Source organism: Pseudomonas fluorescens, assembly GCF_902497875.1.
Lineage (GTDB): Bacteria > Pseudomonadota > Gammaproteobacteria > Pseudomonadales > Pseudomonadaceae > Aquipseudomonas > Aquipseudomonas fluorescens_BR.
In genome coordinates this window covers 152568-170493 of sequence record NZ_CABVHY010000013.1, presented here as the reverse complement: position 1 = coordinate 170493, position 17926 = coordinate 152568, and the positions used below count along the sequence as shown (strand labels likewise).

20 protein-coding genes and 1 pseudogene are annotated in these 17926 nt (G+C 56.6%); 10 read left to right on the top strand and 11 right to left on the bottom strand.

All coding sequences use genetic code 11. From position 1 onward, the window contains the following. The first annotated feature begins 138 nt into the window (after positions 1 to 138). Positions 139 to 1485: a DEAD/DEAH box helicase gene (locus F8N85_RS15360; protein WP_150804412.1), complete on the top strand. Its 1347-nt coding sequence runs from the start codon at positions 139 to 141 to the stop codon at positions 1483 to 1485. A 126-nt stretch (positions 1486 to 1611) separates the two neighbouring features. On the opposite strand, the gene F8N85_RS15355 is transcribed toward F8N85_RS15360, so the two are convergent. Further along, on the bottom strand, positions 1612 to 1887 hold the full coding sequence (locus F8N85_RS15355) for a hypothetical protein (protein ID WP_150804411.1): 276 nt from the start codon (positions 1885 to 1887) through the stop codon (positions 1612 to 1614). 451 nt (positions 1888 to 2338) lie between these two features. On the opposite strand from F8N85_RS15355, the gene F8N85_RS15350 reads away from it, so the two are divergent. The 4 genes from F8N85_RS15350 to F8N85_RS15335 all read left to right on the top strand — a co-directional run bounded on the left by F8N85_RS15350 (position 2339) and on the right by F8N85_RS15335 (position 4886). Then, entirely contained in the window at positions 2339 to 3031 is a 693-nt protein-coding gene (locus F8N85_RS15350; protein WP_150804410.1) for a transposase, read from the top strand. 155 nt (positions 3032 to 3186) lie between these two features. Then, positions 3187 to 3393 (top strand): hypothetical protein, encoded by a 207-nt coding sequence (locus F8N85_RS15345; protein ID WP_150804409.1) that lies wholly within the window; start codon positions 3187 to 3189, stop codon positions 3391 to 3393. 50 nt (positions 3394 to 3443) lie between these two features. Next, positions 3444 to 4424: a ThiF family adenylyltransferase gene (locus tag F8N85_RS15340; protein WP_150804408.1), complete on the top strand. Its 981-nt coding sequence runs from the start codon at positions 3444 to 3446 to the stop codon at positions 4422 to 4424. 6 nt (positions 4425 to 4430) lie between these two features. Then, positions 4431 to 4886 carry an HIT family protein gene (locus F8N85_RS15335; RefSeq protein ID WP_150804407.1) on the top strand — a complete coding sequence of 152 codons (456 nt, stop codon included), beginning with the start codon at positions 4431 to 4433 and terminating at the stop codon, positions 4884 to 4886. Positions 4887 to 5058: 172 nt separating this feature from the next. Here the strand turns inward: F8N85_RS15335 and F8N85_RS15330 are convergent, their stop codons facing one another. After that, entirely contained in the window at positions 5059 to 5802 is a 744-nt protein-coding gene (locus F8N85_RS15330; RefSeq protein WP_150804406.1) for a DUF899 domain-containing protein, read from the bottom strand. Between the two features lie 207 nt (positions 5803 to 6009). Between F8N85_RS15330 and F8N85_RS15325 the strand changes: the two genes are divergently transcribed. Further along, positions 6010 to 6402, top strand: coding sequence for a transcriptional regulator (locus tag F8N85_RS15325; protein WP_150804405.1), 393 nt, complete (start codon positions 6010 to 6012; stop codon positions 6400 to 6402). A 77-nt stretch (positions 6403 to 6479) separates the two neighbouring features. Here the strand turns inward: F8N85_RS15325 and F8N85_RS15320 are convergent, their stop codons facing one another. From F8N85_RS15320 to F8N85_RS15310, 3 genes are all read right to left on the bottom strand, one after another. Then, on the bottom strand, positions 6480 to 7346 hold the full coding sequence (locus F8N85_RS15320; protein ID WP_150804404.1) for a DUF6279 family lipoprotein: 867 nt from the start codon (positions 7344 to 7346) through the stop codon (positions 6480 to 6482). A 65-nt stretch (positions 7347 to 7411) separates the two neighbouring features. Then, on the bottom strand, positions 7412 to 8131 hold the full coding sequence (locus tag F8N85_RS15315) for a TorF family putative porin (RefSeq protein ID WP_150804403.1): 720 nt from the start codon (positions 8129 to 8131) through the stop codon (positions 7412 to 7414). Between the two features lie 209 nt (positions 8132 to 8340). Then, on the bottom strand, positions 8341 to 8529 hold the full coding sequence (locus tag F8N85_RS15310; RefSeq protein ID WP_017337097.1) for a hypothetical protein: 189 nt from the start codon (positions 8527 to 8529) through the stop codon (positions 8341 to 8343). A 350-nt stretch (positions 8530 to 8879) separates the two neighbouring features. Between F8N85_RS15310 and F8N85_RS15305 the strand changes: the two genes are divergently transcribed. Both F8N85_RS15305 and F8N85_RS15300 read left to right on the top strand, forming a co-directional pair. After that, positions 8880 to 9716: a S1 RNA-binding domain-containing protein gene (locus tag F8N85_RS15305; protein WP_150804402.1), complete on the top strand. Its 837-nt coding sequence runs from the start codon at positions 8880 to 8882 to the stop codon at positions 9714 to 9716. A 173-nt stretch (positions 9717 to 9889) separates the two neighbouring features. Beyond that, a complete protein-coding gene (locus F8N85_RS15300) occupies positions 9890 to 10819 on the top strand; it encodes a DMT family transporter (RefSeq protein WP_150804401.1) in 930 nt (309 codons plus the stop codon). Here F8N85_RS15300 and F8N85_RS15295 read toward each other — a convergent pair. Continuing rightward, the gene (locus F8N85_RS15295) at positions 10767 to 11945 is read right to left on the bottom strand and encodes an MFS transporter (protein WP_150804400.1); all 1179 of its coding nucleotides are present in this window, start codon (positions 11943 to 11945) and stop codon (positions 10767 to 10769) included. The two genes, F8N85_RS15300 and F8N85_RS15295, sit on opposite strands and share 53 nt — an antisense overlap. Before the next feature lie 103 nt (positions 11946 to 12048). Between F8N85_RS15295 and ptrR the strand changes: the two genes are divergently transcribed. Together ptrR and F8N85_RS35445 are read left to right on the top strand one after the other, a co-directional pair. Beyond that, entirely contained in the window at positions 12049 to 12942 is an 894-nt protein-coding gene (gene ptrR / locus F8N85_RS15290) for a putrescine utilization regulator PtrR (RefSeq protein WP_150804399.1), read from the top strand. A 132-nt stretch (positions 12943 to 13074) separates the two neighbouring features. After that, positions 13075 to 13200 (top strand): PA1414 family protein, encoded by a 126-nt coding sequence (locus F8N85_RS35445; RefSeq protein WP_263596377.1) that lies wholly within the window; start codon positions 13075 to 13077, stop codon positions 13198 to 13200. A gap of 523 nt (positions 13201 to 13723) precedes the next feature. Here F8N85_RS35445 and F8N85_RS15285 read toward each other — a convergent pair. The 5 genes and pseudogenes from F8N85_RS15285 to speB all read right to left on the bottom strand — a co-directional run bounded on the left by F8N85_RS15285 (position 13724) and on the right by speB (position 17673). Next, positions 13724 to 13975 (bottom strand): acyl carrier protein, encoded by a 252-nt coding sequence (locus F8N85_RS15285; protein ID WP_150804398.1) that lies wholly within the window; start codon positions 13973 to 13975, stop codon positions 13724 to 13726. A gap of 264 nt (positions 13976 to 14239) precedes the next feature. Further along, positions 14240 to 14965 (bottom strand): MBL fold metallo-hydrolase, encoded by a 726-nt coding sequence (locus tag F8N85_RS15280; RefSeq protein ID WP_150804397.1) that lies wholly within the window; start codon positions 14963 to 14965, stop codon positions 14240 to 14242. Between the two features lie 100 nt (positions 14966 to 15065). Further along, complete coding sequence (locus F8N85_RS15275) at positions 15066 to 16445, bottom strand: sodium:solute symporter (RefSeq protein WP_150804396.1); 1380 nt, start codon at positions 16443 to 16445, stop codon at positions 15066 to 15068. Between the two features lie 134 nt (positions 16446 to 16579). Next, positions 16580 to 16720, bottom strand: a pseudogene (locus tag F8N85_RS15270) (DUF4440 domain-containing protein); the annotation flags it as partial. Between the two features lie 2 nt (positions 16721 to 16722). Then, positions 16723 to 17673: an agmatinase gene (speB, locus tag F8N85_RS15265; RefSeq protein WP_150804395.1), complete on the bottom strand. Its 951-nt coding sequence runs from the start codon at positions 17671 to 17673 to the stop codon at positions 16723 to 16725. Positions 17674 to 17926 lie beyond the last annotated feature (253 nt).

The following is a 17926-nucleotide window of genomic DNA, read 5'->3' as shown; positions in this document are numbered from 1 at the left end:
ATCGAAGTTGGGTTCAGGGGCAAAATAGTTAACAAAAAAGCATCTGTTTGCGGTCGTTTGCACAAAGAAACTCGGCCTTGGCGCTCGAAACCGTTACCCTATGCAGCTGTTTTTTTGTATTTCTTCGAGGTAGCACCCGTGTTTTCCCAATTCGCCCTGCACGAACGCCTGCTCAAAGCCGTGGCCGAGCTTAAATTTGTCGAGCCTACGCCGGTGCAGGCAGCGGCTATCCCGCTCGCGCTCCAAGGGCGTGACCTGCGGGTGACAGCTCAAACCGGTAGCGGCAAAACCGCGGCCTTCGTTCTGCCTATCCTTAACCGTTTGATCGGCCCGGCGAAAGTCCGTGTCAGCATCAAGACCCTGATCCTGCTGCCGACCCGCGAGCTGGCCCAGCAGACTATCAAGGAAGTCGAGCGCTTCGCGCAGTTCACTTTCATCAAGTCCGGCCTGATCACCGGCGGTGAAGACTTCAAGGTCCAGGCTGCCATGCTGCGCAAGGTGCCGGATATCCTGATCGGTACGCCGGGCCGGATGATCGAGCAATTGAACGCCGGCAACCTCGACTTGAAAGAAGTTGAAGTGCTGGTCCTCGACGAAGCCGACCGCATGCTCGACATGGGCTTTGCCGAAGACGTCCAGCGTCTGGTGGAAGAGTGCACCAACCGTCAGCAGACCATGCTGTTCTCGGCCACTACCGGCGGCTCGGGTCTGCGCGACATGGTCGCCAAGGTGCTGAACAACCCGGAACACCTGCAACTCAACAACGTCAGCGATCTGAATGCCACCACCCGTCAGCAGATCATCACCGCTGACCACAACCAGCACAAAGAACAGATCGTCAATTGGCTGCTGGCCAACGAGACCTATCAAAAGGCGATCATCTTCACCAACACCCGGGCCATGGCCGACCGTATCTACGGGCGCCTGGTGGCAATGGAATACAAAGCCTTCGTGCTGCACGGCGACAAGGACCAGAAAGACCGCAAACTGGCGATCGATCGTCTGAAACAGGGCGGCGTGAAGATCCTGGTCGCCACCGATGTTGCCGCTCGCGGCCTGGACGTCGACGGTCTGGACATGGTGATCAACTTCGACATGCCGCGCAGCGGCGACGAATACGTTCACCGTATCGGTCGTACCGGTCGCGCCGGCAACGATGGCCTGGCCATCTCGCTGATCTGCCACGGCGACTGGAACCTGATGTCGAGCGTCGAGCGCTACTTGAAGCAGACCTTCGAGCGCCGCACCATCAAGGAAGTCAAAGGCACCTATGGCGGACCGAAAAAGGTCAAGGCCTCGGGCAAAGCCGTCGGCGTGAAGAAGAAGAAGGTCGACGCCAAGGGCGAGAAGAAGAAAACCGGCGCCAAGGCACCGACCAAGCGCAGGATCACCAACCGGCCGAAGACCGACGCCCTGTCGCTGGTCAGCAAAGACGGCATGGCACCGCTCAAGCGCCGCAAGCCAGAAGCACCGGCTGCGGAATAACGCTGCGGTGATTCATAAAAAAACCGGACATTGTCCGGTTTTTTTATGATCGGAAAATCGTATTGCGAAGATACACCGCCCCTGTAGGAGCTGCCGCAGGCTGCGATCTTTTGATCTTTCGCCTCATCAACTATCAGCCTTGACCTCGGCGGTTTTCAGCTCTTCCAGGCGCTTGTCGATCAACTGGCATTTGTCCGGCAGGTCTTTACTCGCAGTCCCCAGATCCATTTTTTGCAGCTCATCGTTGATCTCTTTGGCTTTGGCCGGGTTCTGCTCGGTGAGCTTGGCCACCTCCTTGGCCAGTTGCTCACGTTTGACCAAGGCCTCATCCGGGGTGCAGGCCCAGGCGGGCAAGGCGCAGATCAGGCTGGCGGCGAGGTTCATCTTCAGCAGCGTTTTCATGGGGCAGACCTCGTGGTTCAGGACGACGCAGTTACTGGGTTGAGGGCTGAGCGTGGGAAAAAGTTCAGAACCTTGCCTGGAACCACCTGAAACCCAACAAAGCACCAAGAGTGCTTCGGGGGCTGTTCACAAATAGCTGTTTCTCTCCTTCTGTTCAATTCAAGAGATTTCCTGCGCCAGGATAGGAAGCGTCCTGTTGGGCGTTGAAACCATGACGATTAGCATCTGTACATGCATTTTTTCCAATTTAAGGGATTGAACATGTCCAGATCTGACTTCGTGCTAAATGAGCTTTATTGGCTGTTATTTGCGGGGGCGCCTATCTTCAGCCCTGCTCACCTTCGAACAAAGCCAATCGAGTTATTGAAGTCAGGAGGAAATAGGGGACAGAGCGGATTATCCGATTTTGGCGAGTATTTAAGTGGCATGAACAGGAAGAAGGAACTTCCATATGCCTCGTAGAGCTCGTTTACTGATGCCGGGAGTCCCTCTGCACCTGATTCAGCGAGGAAATAACCGCTCTGCCTGTTTCTACTCGGAAGAGGACTACCTGTTTTACCTGGAGCACTTGGCCGAGCAGGCGAGAAAGCAGGCCTGTGAAGTTCATGCGTGGTGTCTAATGGCCAACCATGTCCATCTGCTTTTGACGCCAAGCCATCCTGCAGGAGCAAGCTTGCTGATGAAGGGGCTTGGTCAACGCTATGTTCAATACGTCAATCGCACGTATCAGAGGACGGGAACCCTGTGGGAAGGCCGTTTCCGTTCCTGCCTGGTGCAGGAGGACAGTTACGTATTAGCCTGCTATCGCTACATCGAGATGAACCCAGTCAGGTCGGGAGTCGTGGAACATCCGGCCGAGTATCGATGGACCAGTTATCGAGCTAATGCACTGGGGGAACATTCAAGACTTGTCACACCTCATGCACAGTACAACGCGCTAGGTGAGGCGGGGTTAGTGCGGGCGGCGTCGTATCACGAGCTCTGCAAAGGTCAACTTGATCCAGGTTTGGTTAATCAGATTCGAGTGTCTACTAATGGTAACTATGTACTAGGCAGTGCCACGTTTGAGTCGGAGGTTCAAGATGCGCTGGGAAGAAGGGTCAAAAAAGGCAAACCAGGACGGCCCAAGAAAGCGACTGATTGATGTTGAATCTTTGTTTTAGAAAGCGTGGTCTGACCCTATTTCATTTCTTTACAGTTGCGAATCGTAATTCAAATAATACTTGTTGCTATCGGTAGATGTTGCTAATCTCAAATTGCTTCAACCCGCAAGGAAAATAATAAAATGGAGTATTTGCTATGAAGAAAACCACAGCAGTAGGATTGATGCTTTTCGCTGCCCAGAGCTTTGCATTAGACACTAGACCTTCAGCTGCAACAATCCAAACCAGGCTAGTGCCGGATATTGCAAGCGCAGAAATGAACTCAACTGTCCCGCCTGGCTGGTGTACCAATATTCCGCTTAGCTATTGGGATGCTAAGGCTTCCGGCCTGAAATGTAATTAATCTAATCGGGGGGTGCCCTTCCGTAATAAAGAAGGGCATTTAAGCAAAAGATGGAAAATATTTTAAGCCATGGGCGAGAAAAAATCATCGATGGAGTTGTATATAGCGATGGAGTGGCGTTGGCAATAATGGTCCCATCTGTTGTCTTTGGGCTAGATGATAAAGGAGTAAGCTATGTTTCCGGTCCTAAGAGGATAATAAGGATTGTAGATCTTAATGAGGAGTCTGTATGGTCGGCGCTAATTGAAAGTGGCTCTCTAGTATTCGGAGCTTCGGACGAGATAGAAAAAACAAAGGAAAAACTTCAGGGGTGCAGGACGAGTCGAACTGCTTCATATGTATTAGGTCAGTCAAGCAGTTGTAAGGAGTTTCTTGTTGCTCTGGATTCTATTGATTCGCTCAGGGTTCTCATTGTAGGTTGCGGCGGGATAGGGTCGCTGGCTGCACTAAATATAATTGGTGCTGGAGTAAGAAGTATCACTCTTGTAGACGGTGATCGGATTGAAAAAAGTAACTTAAATAGACAGTTTTTTTGGGAGGAGGATGATATTGGTGAGTTTAAAGTTGATAAGTTAAAGGTCGTCATAAATAATAGGTTTGACTCTATAAAGTGCGAAACAGAAAATAGGTTTTTGTCGGAGGATGAAATTAAAGAGCGCGCCAATGAGCACGATGTTATCGTCATTACTGCAGACGAGCCGCTAGGGTTGGGTGATAAGTCCATGACTAGCATGTTGAAAAAAGAGGGGAAGCTGGTAATTAGTAGTGGGTACTTTCACAGCTATTTATCTATTGAGGCAAAAACGAAGCCAGATCGGCAAGCAGATGAGTGGTCAAAGAGGATTAAGTGGCGAAGAAATCCAAGTTTTATCGGGCCTAGCTTCGGCCCATCGAATACGGAACTTGCTGGATTGATAGCGTCATTGGCAATTAATTACATTATAAAGAAAAGTCAAGGCGGAAGTGTTGATGTCAGCTTCCAGGGCTCTTGGGATTCTACACAGTTTCCAAGAAAATCATTAATGGATTAAACTCATATGCAGTGTGTGTTTTGCGATATTTTACACGGAAAATCTCCTTGTCATAAAATATGGGAGGATGAAAAGCATATTGCAATATTGTCAATATATCCTAATACAAAGGGTTTTAGTGTTGTTATTCCAAAAAAACATTACCCTAGCTATGCATTCGCATTAGAAGAGGTTGTTTTGAGTGATCTGGTATTGGCGTCGAGGAAAGTTGCATTGCTATTAGACGATGCATTTGAAGATGTGGGTCGAACGGGTATGATTTTGGAAGGCTTTGGAGTTGATCATGTACATGCAAAGCTCTTTCCTATGCATGGAACTGGAGGAAAGGGTCAGTGGAAGCAGATAAAATCTAATGTAGATAAATTTTATATTAATTACGAGGGATATATATCTTCCCATGATCATGTTCGCGCAAAAGATGAAGAGCTTATAAAAATAGCCAGTATTATTAGAGGTGACTAGCTGGAGTGATCTGATGAAACCGGACACCCACAGAGACGAGAATGCTCGCTTGGACAAATGGACACCCATTGACCGGTCTCAAGTCAAGGCTAATGGGGTCCCTTTGTCCCTCTTCTCAAGTATTTGTTTGCCCGCGAAGACGATTGAACTGTCAACGCAGACCCCGCCAACCTCACTCAGAACAACAGCTGGACGCCCCCTTGGTTGATTGCTCTTCATAAAGATCATGATGACGAACCCAATCCATGATTTCAGTTTCGTTGCGTCCTTTGGGCGTCAGGTCGAGGTAGTTGTAGGTGCCGACCAACAGGTCCAGACCACGAGCATAAGTGGAATAGGTGTGAAAGATCTCACCAGCCTCGTTGCGATAGAACACGCTCAGGCCGGGTAATTCTTCTTCGGCGCCGTCGGTTTTTTCGTAGTTATAGGTGGCGGAGCCGGCAGCGACGTCGGCGGCCCTGGCCGAAACGCCGAAGTCGTAATTGAAGTCGCAGCCAGCGGACGAGACCCAGTCGAATTTCCAGCCCATGCGCCGTTTGAAGGCCTGGAATTCGGCGAACGGCGCGTGGGAAACCGCTACCACGGCTACGTCATGGTGGGCCAGGTGCTGGTTGGCTCCGTCGATATGGTCGGACAAGAATGAGCAGCCGGGGCAACCTTCGTCCCAGCCCTCGCCGAACATGAAGTGATAGATGACTAATTGGCTGCGCCCGCCAAACAGGTCGGCCAGCGACAGCTCGCCGTTCGGACCCTGGAAGCGGTAGGGCTTGTCGATTTTTACCCAGGGCAGGGCGCGGCGTTCGGCGCTGAGTTTGTCCCGTTCCCGGGTGAAGGCTTTTTCGTGGAGCAAATGCTCTTTGCGTGCCGCGAGCCATTGTTCTCGGGGCACGACCTTGTGCTCTTGCAAGCTGTTCATGATATTTCCTCCTGCGACTATTGCAGCGCGTTGCCAAGCGACTGCTTACACAGCCTAGTCGTTTGGCCCTGGCCTGAATCGACAAGGCGCCCGGCGGTTTTTTCGCGAGATACGCAACAGGCATGCACCTCGGCTGAACGGCTGCCCGTGCCACCGGTCACAACCTGTGAAGGGCATCTCTCTCTTATGCTTGGAGGTTGAATCAGGATGACGACTTATAACTGGGATCTGATCGAACGATTGCTCCACGAAGTACAGAACAGTGCCGGGCACAGCTTTACCCCACGGCCTTACGCTGAGCAGTATGCGGAGGAGAAGGCGGCAAAAGGTGAACCTATTGAAAATCTGGATCACCTGAAGGCCACTGCGACGGAATACGAGAAGCTCCTGTTTGAACGCGGTTTCATAGAATCGCGGCCGGAGGATGAGGGCGGTAATGGCGAGAACTTTGTGCTGACGTTACGCGGTTCGAGTTTGCTCAGCCTGATCGACAGCAGCATTCCGGGCAATGATCACCCGCGCCAGGTGCTGGATGAGCAGCAGGATTCGCTGGACCCGGTGATTTTTGATGAAGTGGCTTCCAAGGCGCAGATTGCCTGATTGGCAGAGGGTGTGGCGGTAAAAGCATTCGCGTACAAGCCCTCTGCTCTACAGGGGAGGGCAGCGTTCACCACCCATCACCCCTGCGCCGCCTTCAAACACTTCAACGCATTTAAATCACTGCGCACACCTTCGATTTTCTGCATTAAATACTGGCGTTGAGCCGGTGTGCTTTGGGCCATCACGTCGACGAACAACCTGCGGGCCGCAAGTTCGGTCTGACTGAAAGCCTGGCGATAGGCAGGAGTCCACAAGCTCTCGCGATTGACCAGCAATTGCTCGATCCGTTGTGGGAACTCGCTGCTCTGGCGCTGCTCCACGGCGGCACTGAATTGCTTCTGCCAATGGGCGCGGTTGTCGATCCATTGCCGATTCTGCGGGCCTAGTGAGGTTGACCAGGCAACCACCCGTTGTTGCTGGCTGGCATTGAGCGGGCCTAACCATGTCGTCAGACGTTTGATCATCCGCTCGCTGCGCTGTTTTATCTGCTGTTCCAGGGTGGGTTTGAGGTAGGCATCCAGGCGCTTTTGCCGGTCCTTGGCGAACGCCTCGTTCATTTCCTTGACCTGTTGATCATCCAGGCCGCGAAGCAATTCGATGGCCGACGGGGTGACTTCCCGGGCGGTTTGTGCGATCGCCTGCCTGGCTTCCACTGCGAGGCTTTGCAGGCCGGCCTCGGTGACCTGATTGCTCTCGACCATCGACTGCAGGCGGTCCAGCCAGTCAAGGTACCCAGGCAGTTGGGTGCTGCAGTGCCAGCGCAGGTGTTCCTTGAGCCGATCGTCGAACCAGTTTTTCTGCTCGCTGTTCATCACCAGGTAGTCGTTGAGCGTCCATGGGATGATCATGTCGAGATTGCGGTAGGCCAGGCCGACGCGATTACAACTGGACAGCACGAGGCTCACTATCAGCAGCAAAGTGAAGTGTTTCAACCGGCGCGCCATGGGCGAGTCCTTGCGAATGCGTAGTCCTGCATCTGATCCCAGAATGGACCCGGCAGTTCATCGATTCAATAGAACGAGCGTTCGGCCTTGAACGTGAGCAGGCTGTCACATTCAGTGTTATGCCCGGAGTAGGCAGCGCAGTCGCCGCCGCTGAGGTTTGAATCGCTGTAGATCAGGTTCAGGTCGATACCCATCCATGGCCGGGAGAATTTCACCGACCAGTCGTTGAAGCTACTCACATAGCCACCGTCGGCGATAGACACCGCTGTGCCGAGTTGGTGGGTGGTGTATTTGACGCTGATCCCGACCCCGAAGGGCTGGGTCCCACCGAGGTCGGCGAACAAGGTGCTGTTGCGTTTGTCCGGATCGCTGCTGAAAGCCGCGCCAAAGCGGCTGCCCAGCAAGGTAAGGCCGCCATACAGTTCCTGGCTGTCGAGCAGGCTCACTTTCGGGTAACTGTAGTGAATCATCCCCAACTCGTAGCCGAGGGTCGAGTCAAAGGACTGCTTGAAGCCCATGTAGGAGTCGACCTCGAGGTTGCTCGACGGGCTCAGGCCCATGCTCGGTGCCCATTGGCCGACGTACCAGCCACTGTCATGGCTCAGGTCCAGGCCGCCATGGAATGAGCCGGAGCTTGAAGGTTTGACCAGCCCCTCGGCCATGCTGCGGCTGGGCGTGGTACCGAGTTTGAGGTCGAAGTCGCCCAGTTCGCGCTGGAAGATTTGCGCGTCGGCGACGGAACAAGCCAGCAGGGTGCCGGCTAGCATAATGGAGGGTTTGAACATGCTTCACTCCCTTGAAAGCGAGGAGCAGGAACCGCAGAACCTACTGAAACGCCCGATCTAGACGTGCGCAAGCATACCGGCGAATCCTCGGGGGAGAGGGCCGTTCGTCTGTTTATGGGAAATTGAGCAGAAGGCGAGGGTGTTACGGGAGGGTTCCAGTCCAAGCGCTTCGAAGCTCAAAGCGCTTAGGGACCAGGTGACGCGAGGTATTACTTTTTGCCCAGGGTGATTTGCTTGGACGGGCCGAAAGTCTGGCCGCTGACGCCTTTGGCAATTTGCTGGATCTCTCCGCCGGACTTGAGGAACGCAGCAATCTGGTTGTTGATCGATTCGCTGGTTTCAACGGCTGGAGCTGGCTTTGCTTTGCTGTTGGATGCTTTTACACGCATGGCGGCCATTAACCTGTAGAAAATTAACTTGGCCACGTATCGTACAGGAAATACTTGACAATTGCTTGGTAAATATCCTCCTGAAATCATTCAGGCTATCGTTTGATCAGTCAAAAGTTGATCTTTGAAATAAGCAGCTAAGCTGCTGTTTTAAATCAAAACCTCGGTAGCGATTAGCGGTACTGGGTCACGCCTGGAGAGGGCAAAAGCGCTTGACTGGTCTGACGAGCGGGCCAAAAAGGTTCCTGAGGCCCAAAAAATCAGGCGGCTCGCAGGTTTTTCATCGGCCACCCGGCTGGCCGCAGAACAGTGCCGGCAAACTCGGGTAGAATGCCGCCCACGCAATGAGGGTATTGGAAATGGCTTTAGTCGGGCGCTACAACAGCTTGCAAGTGGTGAAACACACTAACTTTGGTTTGTATCTGGACGGTGGGGCGGACGGTGAAATCCTCTTGCCCAATCGTTATATTCCCAAAGATATTCCCAGTGAAGATGAAGACTGGCTCAACGTTTTCATTTATCTGGACAGCGATGACAAACTCATCGCAACTACTGAAAAGCCGAAAGTTCAGGTCGGCGACTTCGCCAGTCTGAAAGTCGTTGAAGTAAACAGCATCGGGGTTTTCCTTGATTGGGGTCTGCCCAAGGACTTGCTGCTGCCGTACTCCGAAGAAAAGCGCCAGATGACCGCCGGCGAGTACTGCGTGGTGCATGTCTACCTCGACAAGCACACCCGCCGCATCACCGCCACCGCGCGACTGGACCGTTACCTGGACAAGACGCCGGCTAACTATCAGGTCGGTCAGGAAGTCAATTTGCTGGTGGCCGAAGCGACCGACATGGGCTTCAAGGCGATCATCAACAATAAACACTGGGGCCTGATCCACAAGAACGAAGTGTTCAAGTTCATGCGCGCCGGCAAGGAAGAAAAAGGCTTCATCAAAGAGATTCGTGCCGACGGCAAGATCAGCCTGAGTCTGCAGCCGGTTGGCGAAGAAGCCTCCAGCAGCCTGAACTCGAAAATCCTCAGCAAGTTGCGCGAAAACAACGGCACCTTGCCGGTCAGCGACAAGAGCGACCCGGCGGTGATCAGCGGCTTGTTCGGCGTCAGCAAGGGCAACTTCAAGAAGGCCATTGGTGCGCTCTACAAAAATGGCCAGATCGTCATTCACGCCGACCGTATCGAATTGAGCTGAGCCCCGAAAAGATCGCAGCCTGCGGCAGCTCCTACAGGATTTGCGTACACCTGATCATTTGCTGGTGTACCGAATTGGCGTAGGAGCTGCCGCAGGTTCGGGCCGCGTTCGGACGATCTTTTGATCTTGATCTGAGTAACCGCCATGTCTTTGTCTGTCTTCGAGGTCCTGCGGTGAGTGCTTCACGGCGCAGCGCCGATGGTTTTGCCCTGCAAGTAATGCTCGGTCTGTGCCTGATCTGGGGCGTGCAGCAGGTGATGATCAAATGGGCGGCGGCGGACATCGCGCCGGTCATGCAGGCTGCGGGGCGCTCCGGTATCGCTGCGGTGCTGGTGGCGGCGCTGATCTGCTGGAAGGGCGGTTGGGAGCAGGTCGGCAGCACTTGGCGCGGCGGACTGCTCGCCGGCAGCCTGTTCGGCATTGAGTTCCTGTTCATCGCCGAAGGCCTGCAACTGACCACGGCGGCCCACATGTCGGTATTTCTCTACACCGCGCCGATTTTCACCGCCCTGGGTGTGCATTGGTTGTTGCCGAGTGAGCGGCTTCGGCCCTTGCAATGGTTGGGGATTTTCCTTGCATTTATCGGTATCGGCTTTGCATTTGCCGGTGGCTTGTCGCTGGATAATCTCGATCGGCGCATGCTGCTGGGTGATGCGATGGGCGTATTGGCCGGGGCGGCCTGGGGCGCGACGACCGTGGTGGTGCGCGCTTCACGCTTGTCCGAAGCGCCGGCGACCCTGACCTTGTTTTATCAACTGATCGTCGGCTTTGTCGGTCTGCTGCTGATTGCCGCTGTGAGCGGGCAGATCAGTCATGTCAGCCTGACCACTGTGGCAGTGGCCAGTGTGTTGTTCCAGGGCCTGGTGGTGTCGTTCTTCAGTTACTTGACCTGGTTCTGGTTGTTACGCCGTTACCTGGCCGCGAATCTCGCGGTGTTCTCCTTCATGACGCCGTTGTTCGGCGTCACGTTCGGTGTGGTGCTGCTGGATGAACCCCTGAGTTTCAACTTCATCGTCGGTGCCGTGCTGGTATTGCTCGGCATTACCTTTGTCAGCGCAGAACAGTGGGTGCGCCGTCGTTTGCGCAAAGCCCTCGGGCAATGACCGGGCGCAGTAACAGCGCGCCCCCCAGCAATAATCCGCTACCGGCAATCATCAATGCCGGCGCCAACCCGCCACTGAAATGACTGCTCAGCGCCGCCAGCAGCGGCCCGCTGAGCTGGCCCACGGCGAAGCAGGCGGTCAGCAGCCCGGCGTTGCGTTGGGTGGCATGGGGCGCCAGTTCCCGCGAGCGTTGCATCACCAGTTGCATGCAGGCCAGAAACGGCGTGCCACAGAGGATCACCCCCAGCGCCAGTCCCGGGCCACTGCCCAGCAGGCAAGCGAAGACTCCGGCGGCTTGCAGCCATAAGGTCGCGATCAACCAATGCCGAGTGGTATTCGGGTTGGGCCGACGCAAGCTGACCAGTACCACGCCACTGGCCGCGGCCAGGCCGAAGCACGGCCAGAACAGGTCGGCCTGCCATTGCCCTTGAAAGTGCGCATTGGCCATCTGCGAGAGGAAAGTCGCGGGAATGATGTAACCCAGACCGTACAAGGCGTAGATCAGCCCCAGGCGAGGAATTCCGGCATTGCCTGAGGGCGCCGCCATGGGCGCTGCGGTCACGTTCGATGGCGGTTGCGGCAGGATCGGCAGAATCACCAGCAGCATCAGCAGGCCGACAGCGGCATACACCAGCCACAGGGTGGCCGAACTTTGCCCCAACAGGTTCGAGCCCAGTGCCAGCAATCCGGTCAGGAAAATCCCCAGCCCCGGACCGGCAAACACCAGTGCACCCAGCCGTGGACGCCCGGCGGCCAAAGCCAGCGGCTGACTCAGCGCGGTGATCATCACCAGGACCCAGGCGCTGGCCACGCCTGTGCCGAAACGCAGCAGCAAATGCGCCCAGAAACCCGTGGCCCAGAACGAGGCCAGCGTCAGTAATACGCATAACCACAAGCCGCCGAGCAATCGACGACGCACCTGCCCGGGGTGGCGGGCGAACATCGCGTCCAGCGCGCCCATGAAGTAACCCAGATAGTTGGCCGCGGCGATCAGCCCGGCGGCAGTCAGGTCGATCTGACCTTCGCTGAGCAGGTGCGGCAGTTGTGGGGTGAGGGCGAAGCGGCCAATACCCATGGCCATCATCAAGGCAATGAAACTGGCGAGCAGGCGAATCAGCGGTGACATGGTGTGGATTCCGACAGAGGAGCAATGACCGTCAGGCTAGGACGGATTGACTTTCTTTAAAAATGAATAATAGTGAGTAACTTGTTCATTTTTGGAGAAAGGTGTGGAGTTCAGCCAATTGCGGATTTTCCAGGCCGTGGCCGAGGAAGGTTCCATCACCCGGGCCGCCGAGCGGTTGCATCGGGTGCCGTCCAATCTGTCGACTCGGCTCAAGCAGTTGGAAGAGCAGCTGGGTGTCGAACTCTTTGTCCGGGAACGACAGCGCTTGCTGCTGTCACCCGCCGGCAAGGTGCTGCTGGACTACACCGCGCGGCTATTTGCCTTGCACGATGAGGCCCACTCGGCGGTGCAGGGCGGTCAACCGGCCGGGGATTTCGTATTGGGCACTATGTACAGCACCGCGGCGATTCATCTTCCGGGGTTGCTGGCGCAATATCACCGCACCTATCCCGCGGTGAACCTGCAGGTGCAGTCCGCCCCCAGCGGTGAGCTGCTGGAAGGCTTGCTCACCGGTCGGCTCGACGCAGCGCTGGTGGATGGGCCGCTGGAGCTGGCCGGGCTCGACGGGGTGCCGCTGTGCGATGAGAAGCTGGTGCTGATCAGCGAGGCCGATCATCCGCCGGTACGCAGCGCCCTGGATGTGCAAGGGCGCTCGGTGTTTACCTTTCGTCGGGGCTGCTCGTACCGTATGCGTCTGGAAGCCTGGTTTGCCAATGATCACGCGGCCATGGGCCGGGCGATGGAGATCGAATCGTATCAGGGGATGCTGGCGTGTGTGATTGCCGGTTCCGGGGTGGCGTTGATGTCCGAGTCGATGCTGGCCAGCCTGCCCGGGCGCGAAAGCGTGGCGGTGCACCCGCTGGCCGAGCCGTTCGCCAGCGCCACCACTTGGCTGATGTGGCGCAAGGGCATGGTCGGCGCGAACCTCAATGCCTGGATCGAACTGCAACAGGCGGCCTGGCCAATTCAGCCGGCACAAGCCCGGGCCAGTGCATGATTCGGCACATTCGAAATAATTCTGTAACAGATCATTGTCATACCGGGCGAGCATTGCGTAGGACTTCGGACTATTATCAGTGTGAAGCGGCTACAGAATACCGGTCGCTCGGCACTACCTGAAGGGGGCACCATGAAAGAGAAAATTCAAAACTGGCTCCACGACCTCGGTGTTGCTCTCGGCCTGATTGAACCGCCTCTGCAACCCGTGCCAATCCGCACAGACGACGAACAGCGTCGACGTCAGCAGCGCAGGTAAATTGTGGGAGCGAGCCTGCTCCGGGCGGCGTTCCGACGAAGGCTGCCTGACAGCCGACCTGTCTCTTGTGGATATACCCAGATCCACTGTGGGAGCGAGCCTGCTCGCGAAGGCTGCCTGACAGCCGACCTGGCTCTTGAGGGTGTACATATCCATTCCTGCGGTAACGGCCACTTAGGGTTTCGCCCTTACGGCGAGGCCCTTTTGTCAAGCGCCACAAAAGGACCCAAAAAGGCTCGCCCCGAGCGTACGGCCCCTCGCCAAGGCTCGGGGTTCCCTCGCTCCGGTGTCCATCATGGGGCGCCGCAATGCGGCGGAGTCAGCTTCGCTGACGGCGCTACGCGCCACCCCCCTGATGAACACCTCCACTCGGCCTGCCGAAGGGGCGGGTAGATCAAAATCAAGATCAACATCAAAAGCGAGGCGGCCGACCGGCCGGCCTGGGTGTACGCGTTCCCCCGTAGGAGCTGCCGCAGGCTGCGATCTTTTGGGGGCTCCCACTGCTCAACTGCCTGGCGTAGGCTCAACGCCCAGAAATCTCCAGCAGAAACCGACACAGGTCATCGACGGTGATTGCGCGCTTGAGCAGCTGATCTTCTTCGCGGGTGAAAGCGCTCAGCTCGAACTCGTCTTCCAGACGGAAGATCAGCTCCTCGATATCCTGTTTGTCCAACCCCAACTGCTCCAGGCTCATGTCATCATCAAATCCATTTTTGCCGTCCAGCAGACGGCCAATGTAGCGATGTACGGCGTCACGTACGGCTGCTCTATTCATGTTGATTCCTCGCGCGGTCCTGGTGTTGCTCGTCACGAGCAGTTTTTTCAGGCGTGAACCGGGAGGAGGGGGCGGTTTCGGGAGGGGGTGGCAGATGATTCGTGGTGTTTCAGTACGGTACATACACACCTCTTGCAGGGGGAGGTTGGCGTTATGTCTTGACCCGTCCTGGGGGCACTGCGATAGCTGTCATAAATGACGCTAGCGATCCTTGTACCGTCTTCCTGCAAAAACGGCAGTCGCTAACTGCCAGTACAGCACAGATTACTGATGCTGCCGGTTCCACTCATCAATCAGCGTGTGCAAGCGTTCACCGGAGAAACTGGCGAAGTGTCCGCCGTGCACCGTGCGGATTGGCAATTCGCGCAGGCGCTGCAGACTTTTCGCGTAATCCTCAAGGTTGGAGTGGTAGGCATCTTCGACCAACGGACCGTCGTAAATGATGTCGCCGCTGAACAAGGTACCGCTGGCGGCTTCCCAGAGGCTGATGCCCCCCGGTGAATGGCCGGGTGTGTGCAGCACTTGCAGTGTGCGGTTGCCGAGATCGAGCACGTCGCCTTCTTCGATCAAGCGCGTGGCGGGTGCGGCCTTGACCCGGTATTCGGCGTAGCACAACGGGCAATCCGGATGGGCCTCGAACATCTCGTCACCGACAAAGGCCGTGGCCAGGGTATTGTCACCATCGGGATGGGCGAGGATCTGCGCTTCGGCGGGGTGTACCAGGCGCTCGGGGAATTCATGATGGCCGGCGATGTGGTCGAAATGGGTGTGGCTGGCGACGGCCAGCAGCGGTCGCTCGGTGAGCCAGGGCAGTTGCTCGCGCAAGCTGACCAGCCCTGAGCCGCTGTCCACCAGCAGGTCCTTGTCGCGGCCCTGGATGTGCCACAGGTTGCAGCGGTAGAAGGGGCGGATATAGGGCTCGTGAATCAAGCGCACGCCGTCGCTCAGGTTTTTGACTTCGAACCACCGATCTCGGCTGACGATTTTCATGGGGCTGCTCCTCGGGGGAGAATCTCCAGGCGAAAAAAACGGGTGTGGCAACCGACGCCGCACCCGTCGAAGAAAAACTCAAGCCGTTTCTACTCTCAGGTTAGACCGCGTTGGCCACTGCCACCGGGCGAGGAGAAAACAGGCTGACCACGACGAAGCTGATCAAGCCGACTGCCAGGCTGTAGTAGATCGGCGTGTTGGCCTCCATACCATCCTTGAACATGAACACCAGGGCAGTGACGAAGCCCAGGCCCATGCTGGTGATGGCGCCAGCGGTGGTCGCACGTTTCCAGAAAATGGCGCCCATCAGCGGGATCAGCATGCCGCCCACCAACAGGTTGTAGGCCAGGGTCAGGGCACTGAGCACGTCGTTGACCACCAGGGCGATACCCAGCACCGCGATGCCGGTCAGCAGGGTGAACAGACGGTTGATGTTCAGGCTCGACTGTTTGCCGCCGCGCAGTCTTGGCAGCAGGTCTTCGGTCAGGGTGGTGGAGGCGGCCAGCAGACCGGCACTCGCGGTGGACATCATGGCGGCCAGTGCTGCAGCGATCACCAGACCCCGGATGCCATCCGGCAGAGTGGCTTTGACGATGGCGGCAAAGGCGTTGTTGACGTTGTCCAGATCCGGCAGCAGCACGTGAGCGGCCATACCGATCAGGGCACAGGCCAGACCATAGGCGATGCAGTAGACCCCGGCGACGGTGCCGGCGACCTGGGCGACTTTTTCACTTTTGGCGGTGAACACCCGCTGCCAGATGTCCTGACCGATCAGGATCCCGAAGAAGTAGATCAGGAAGTAAGTGATGATGGTGTCCCAACCGATGGTGGTGAAGCTGAAGTTCGAGGCCGGCAGCTTGGTCACCAGCTCATCCCAGCCGCCTACACGGTACAGGCAGATCGGCAGCAAGATGAACATCAGGCCGACAGTCTTGATCACGAACTGGACGATGTCGGTCAGGGTCAGCGACCACATGCCGCCGATGGTCGAGTAAACCACCACCACACCACCGCCGAGCAGTACCGAAATCCAGAACGGCAGGCCGAACAGCACTTCCAGTACGGTGCCGATCGCCAGGATCGAGGTCACGCCGATCATCAGCGCATAGGCCAGCATGATCACCGCGCTGGCCTGACGGGCCATCGGGTTATAGCGTTTTTCCAGCACCTGGGTAACGGTGAAGATTTTCAGCTTGAGCAGCGGTTTGGCGAGGAACAGGTTCAGCGCGATAATGCCGAAACCCAGCGCTGCGCAGAGCCAAAAGCCGGAGATGCCATGGACATAGCCCAGGCGCACGGTGCCGACTGTCGAGGCGCCACCCAGAACGGTGGCAGCCATGGTGCCCATGTACAGGGTCGGGCCGAGGTTGCGTCCGGCCACCAGGTAATCTTCGTGGGTCTTGGCCTTGCGCATGCCGTAGTAGCCGAGCACCAGCATGCCGGCGGCATAGATGAGAACAACAAATAAATCCAAAGCCATTACAACGTGTCTCCGATTGTCTTTTTTATGGTGAAACGTGGTTTAAACCGCTTTCTGTGGCGAGGGAGCTTGCTCCCGCTGGGCTGCGAAGCAGCCCTGAAACCTGCATTCGATATTCTTCAGGAAGAACCCGGCAGCAACGGCTGTTCGAGGGTGTAGAAAACGAAGCTGGCGTCGGCGCTGAACGCGCCGAAGTAGGCTTCGCGATCGTTACGGGCGAAGGCCGACACCCGTTCGGCGGCGGCTTTTAGCACCTGATCGCGTTCGCGGTCAATCCTCAGCGATGGGCCACGCCCGGCAGTACGCAGAGCATTTCGTACAGCAGGTTGGCGCCCAGCAGCGAGGTATTGCCGGTGGTGTCGTAAGGCGGCGAGACTTCTACCAGATCGCAGCCGATCAGGTCGAGCCCCTGGCAACCGCGGATGATCTCGATCGCTTGAATGGTGGTCAGGCCGCCGATTTCCGGGGTGCCGGTACCTGGTGCCCAGGCCGGGTCGATGCCGTCGATATCGAAGCTCAGGTATACCGGGCCGCCGCCGACTTTCTCGCGAACTTCAGCCATCAGTGGCGCCAGCGAGTGGTGCCAGCATTCTTCGGCCTGAATCACCCGGAAACCCTGTTTACGGCTCCAGTTGAAGTCTTCAGCGGTGTAGCCCTGGGCCCGCAGACCAATCTGTACCACACGGTCGCAGTCAATCAGACCTTCTTCCGCGGCGCGGCGGAAGGTGGTGCCGTGGGCGATTTTCTCACCGAACATGTGATCGTTCACATCGGCATGGGCATCGATATGCACCAGACCGACCTTGCCGTGCTTCTTGTGGATGGCACGCAGGATCGGCAGGGTGATGGTGTGGTCGCCACCCATGGTCAGAGGGATAACGTTGTGCTCGAGGATGGCGTCGTAGGCTTCTTCGATGATGCGCACGGAGTCCAGCAGGTTGAAGGTGTTGATCGCCACATCACCGATGTCGGCAACCGACAGCGAATCGAATGGGGCAGCACCGGTGGCCATGTTGTACGGGCGGATCATTACCGATTCAGCGCGAATCTCACGTGGTCCGAAGCGGGTGCCGGGACGCAGCGAGGTGCCAATGTCCAGCGGGATGCCGATGAAGGCAGCGTCCAGGCCGGCGGCGGATTGCAAATGGGGGAGTCGCAGCATGGTGGCGATGCCGCCGAAGCGCGGCATTTCATTGCCGCCCAGTGGTTGGTGAAGAATCTTGTCCACGGGTAGGGCCTCATCGTTGTTTTATTTGTCAGGGGCCGATTCTGCGAAATGTAGTGAGGGAGAAGAATCGCTACGGGCAAATACTTAGTTCAGATTTTTCTAAACTAATGGGCTTTGGCAGATTAGACTTTGCATCAGGTACTCAAGCCGAACGCCAAACCTGTGGCGAGGAAGCTTTTGTGGCGAGGGGGCTTGCCCCCGTTGGGTCGCGAAGCGGCCCTAAAACCGGCAATCGCGATTTTTCAGGTAGCAC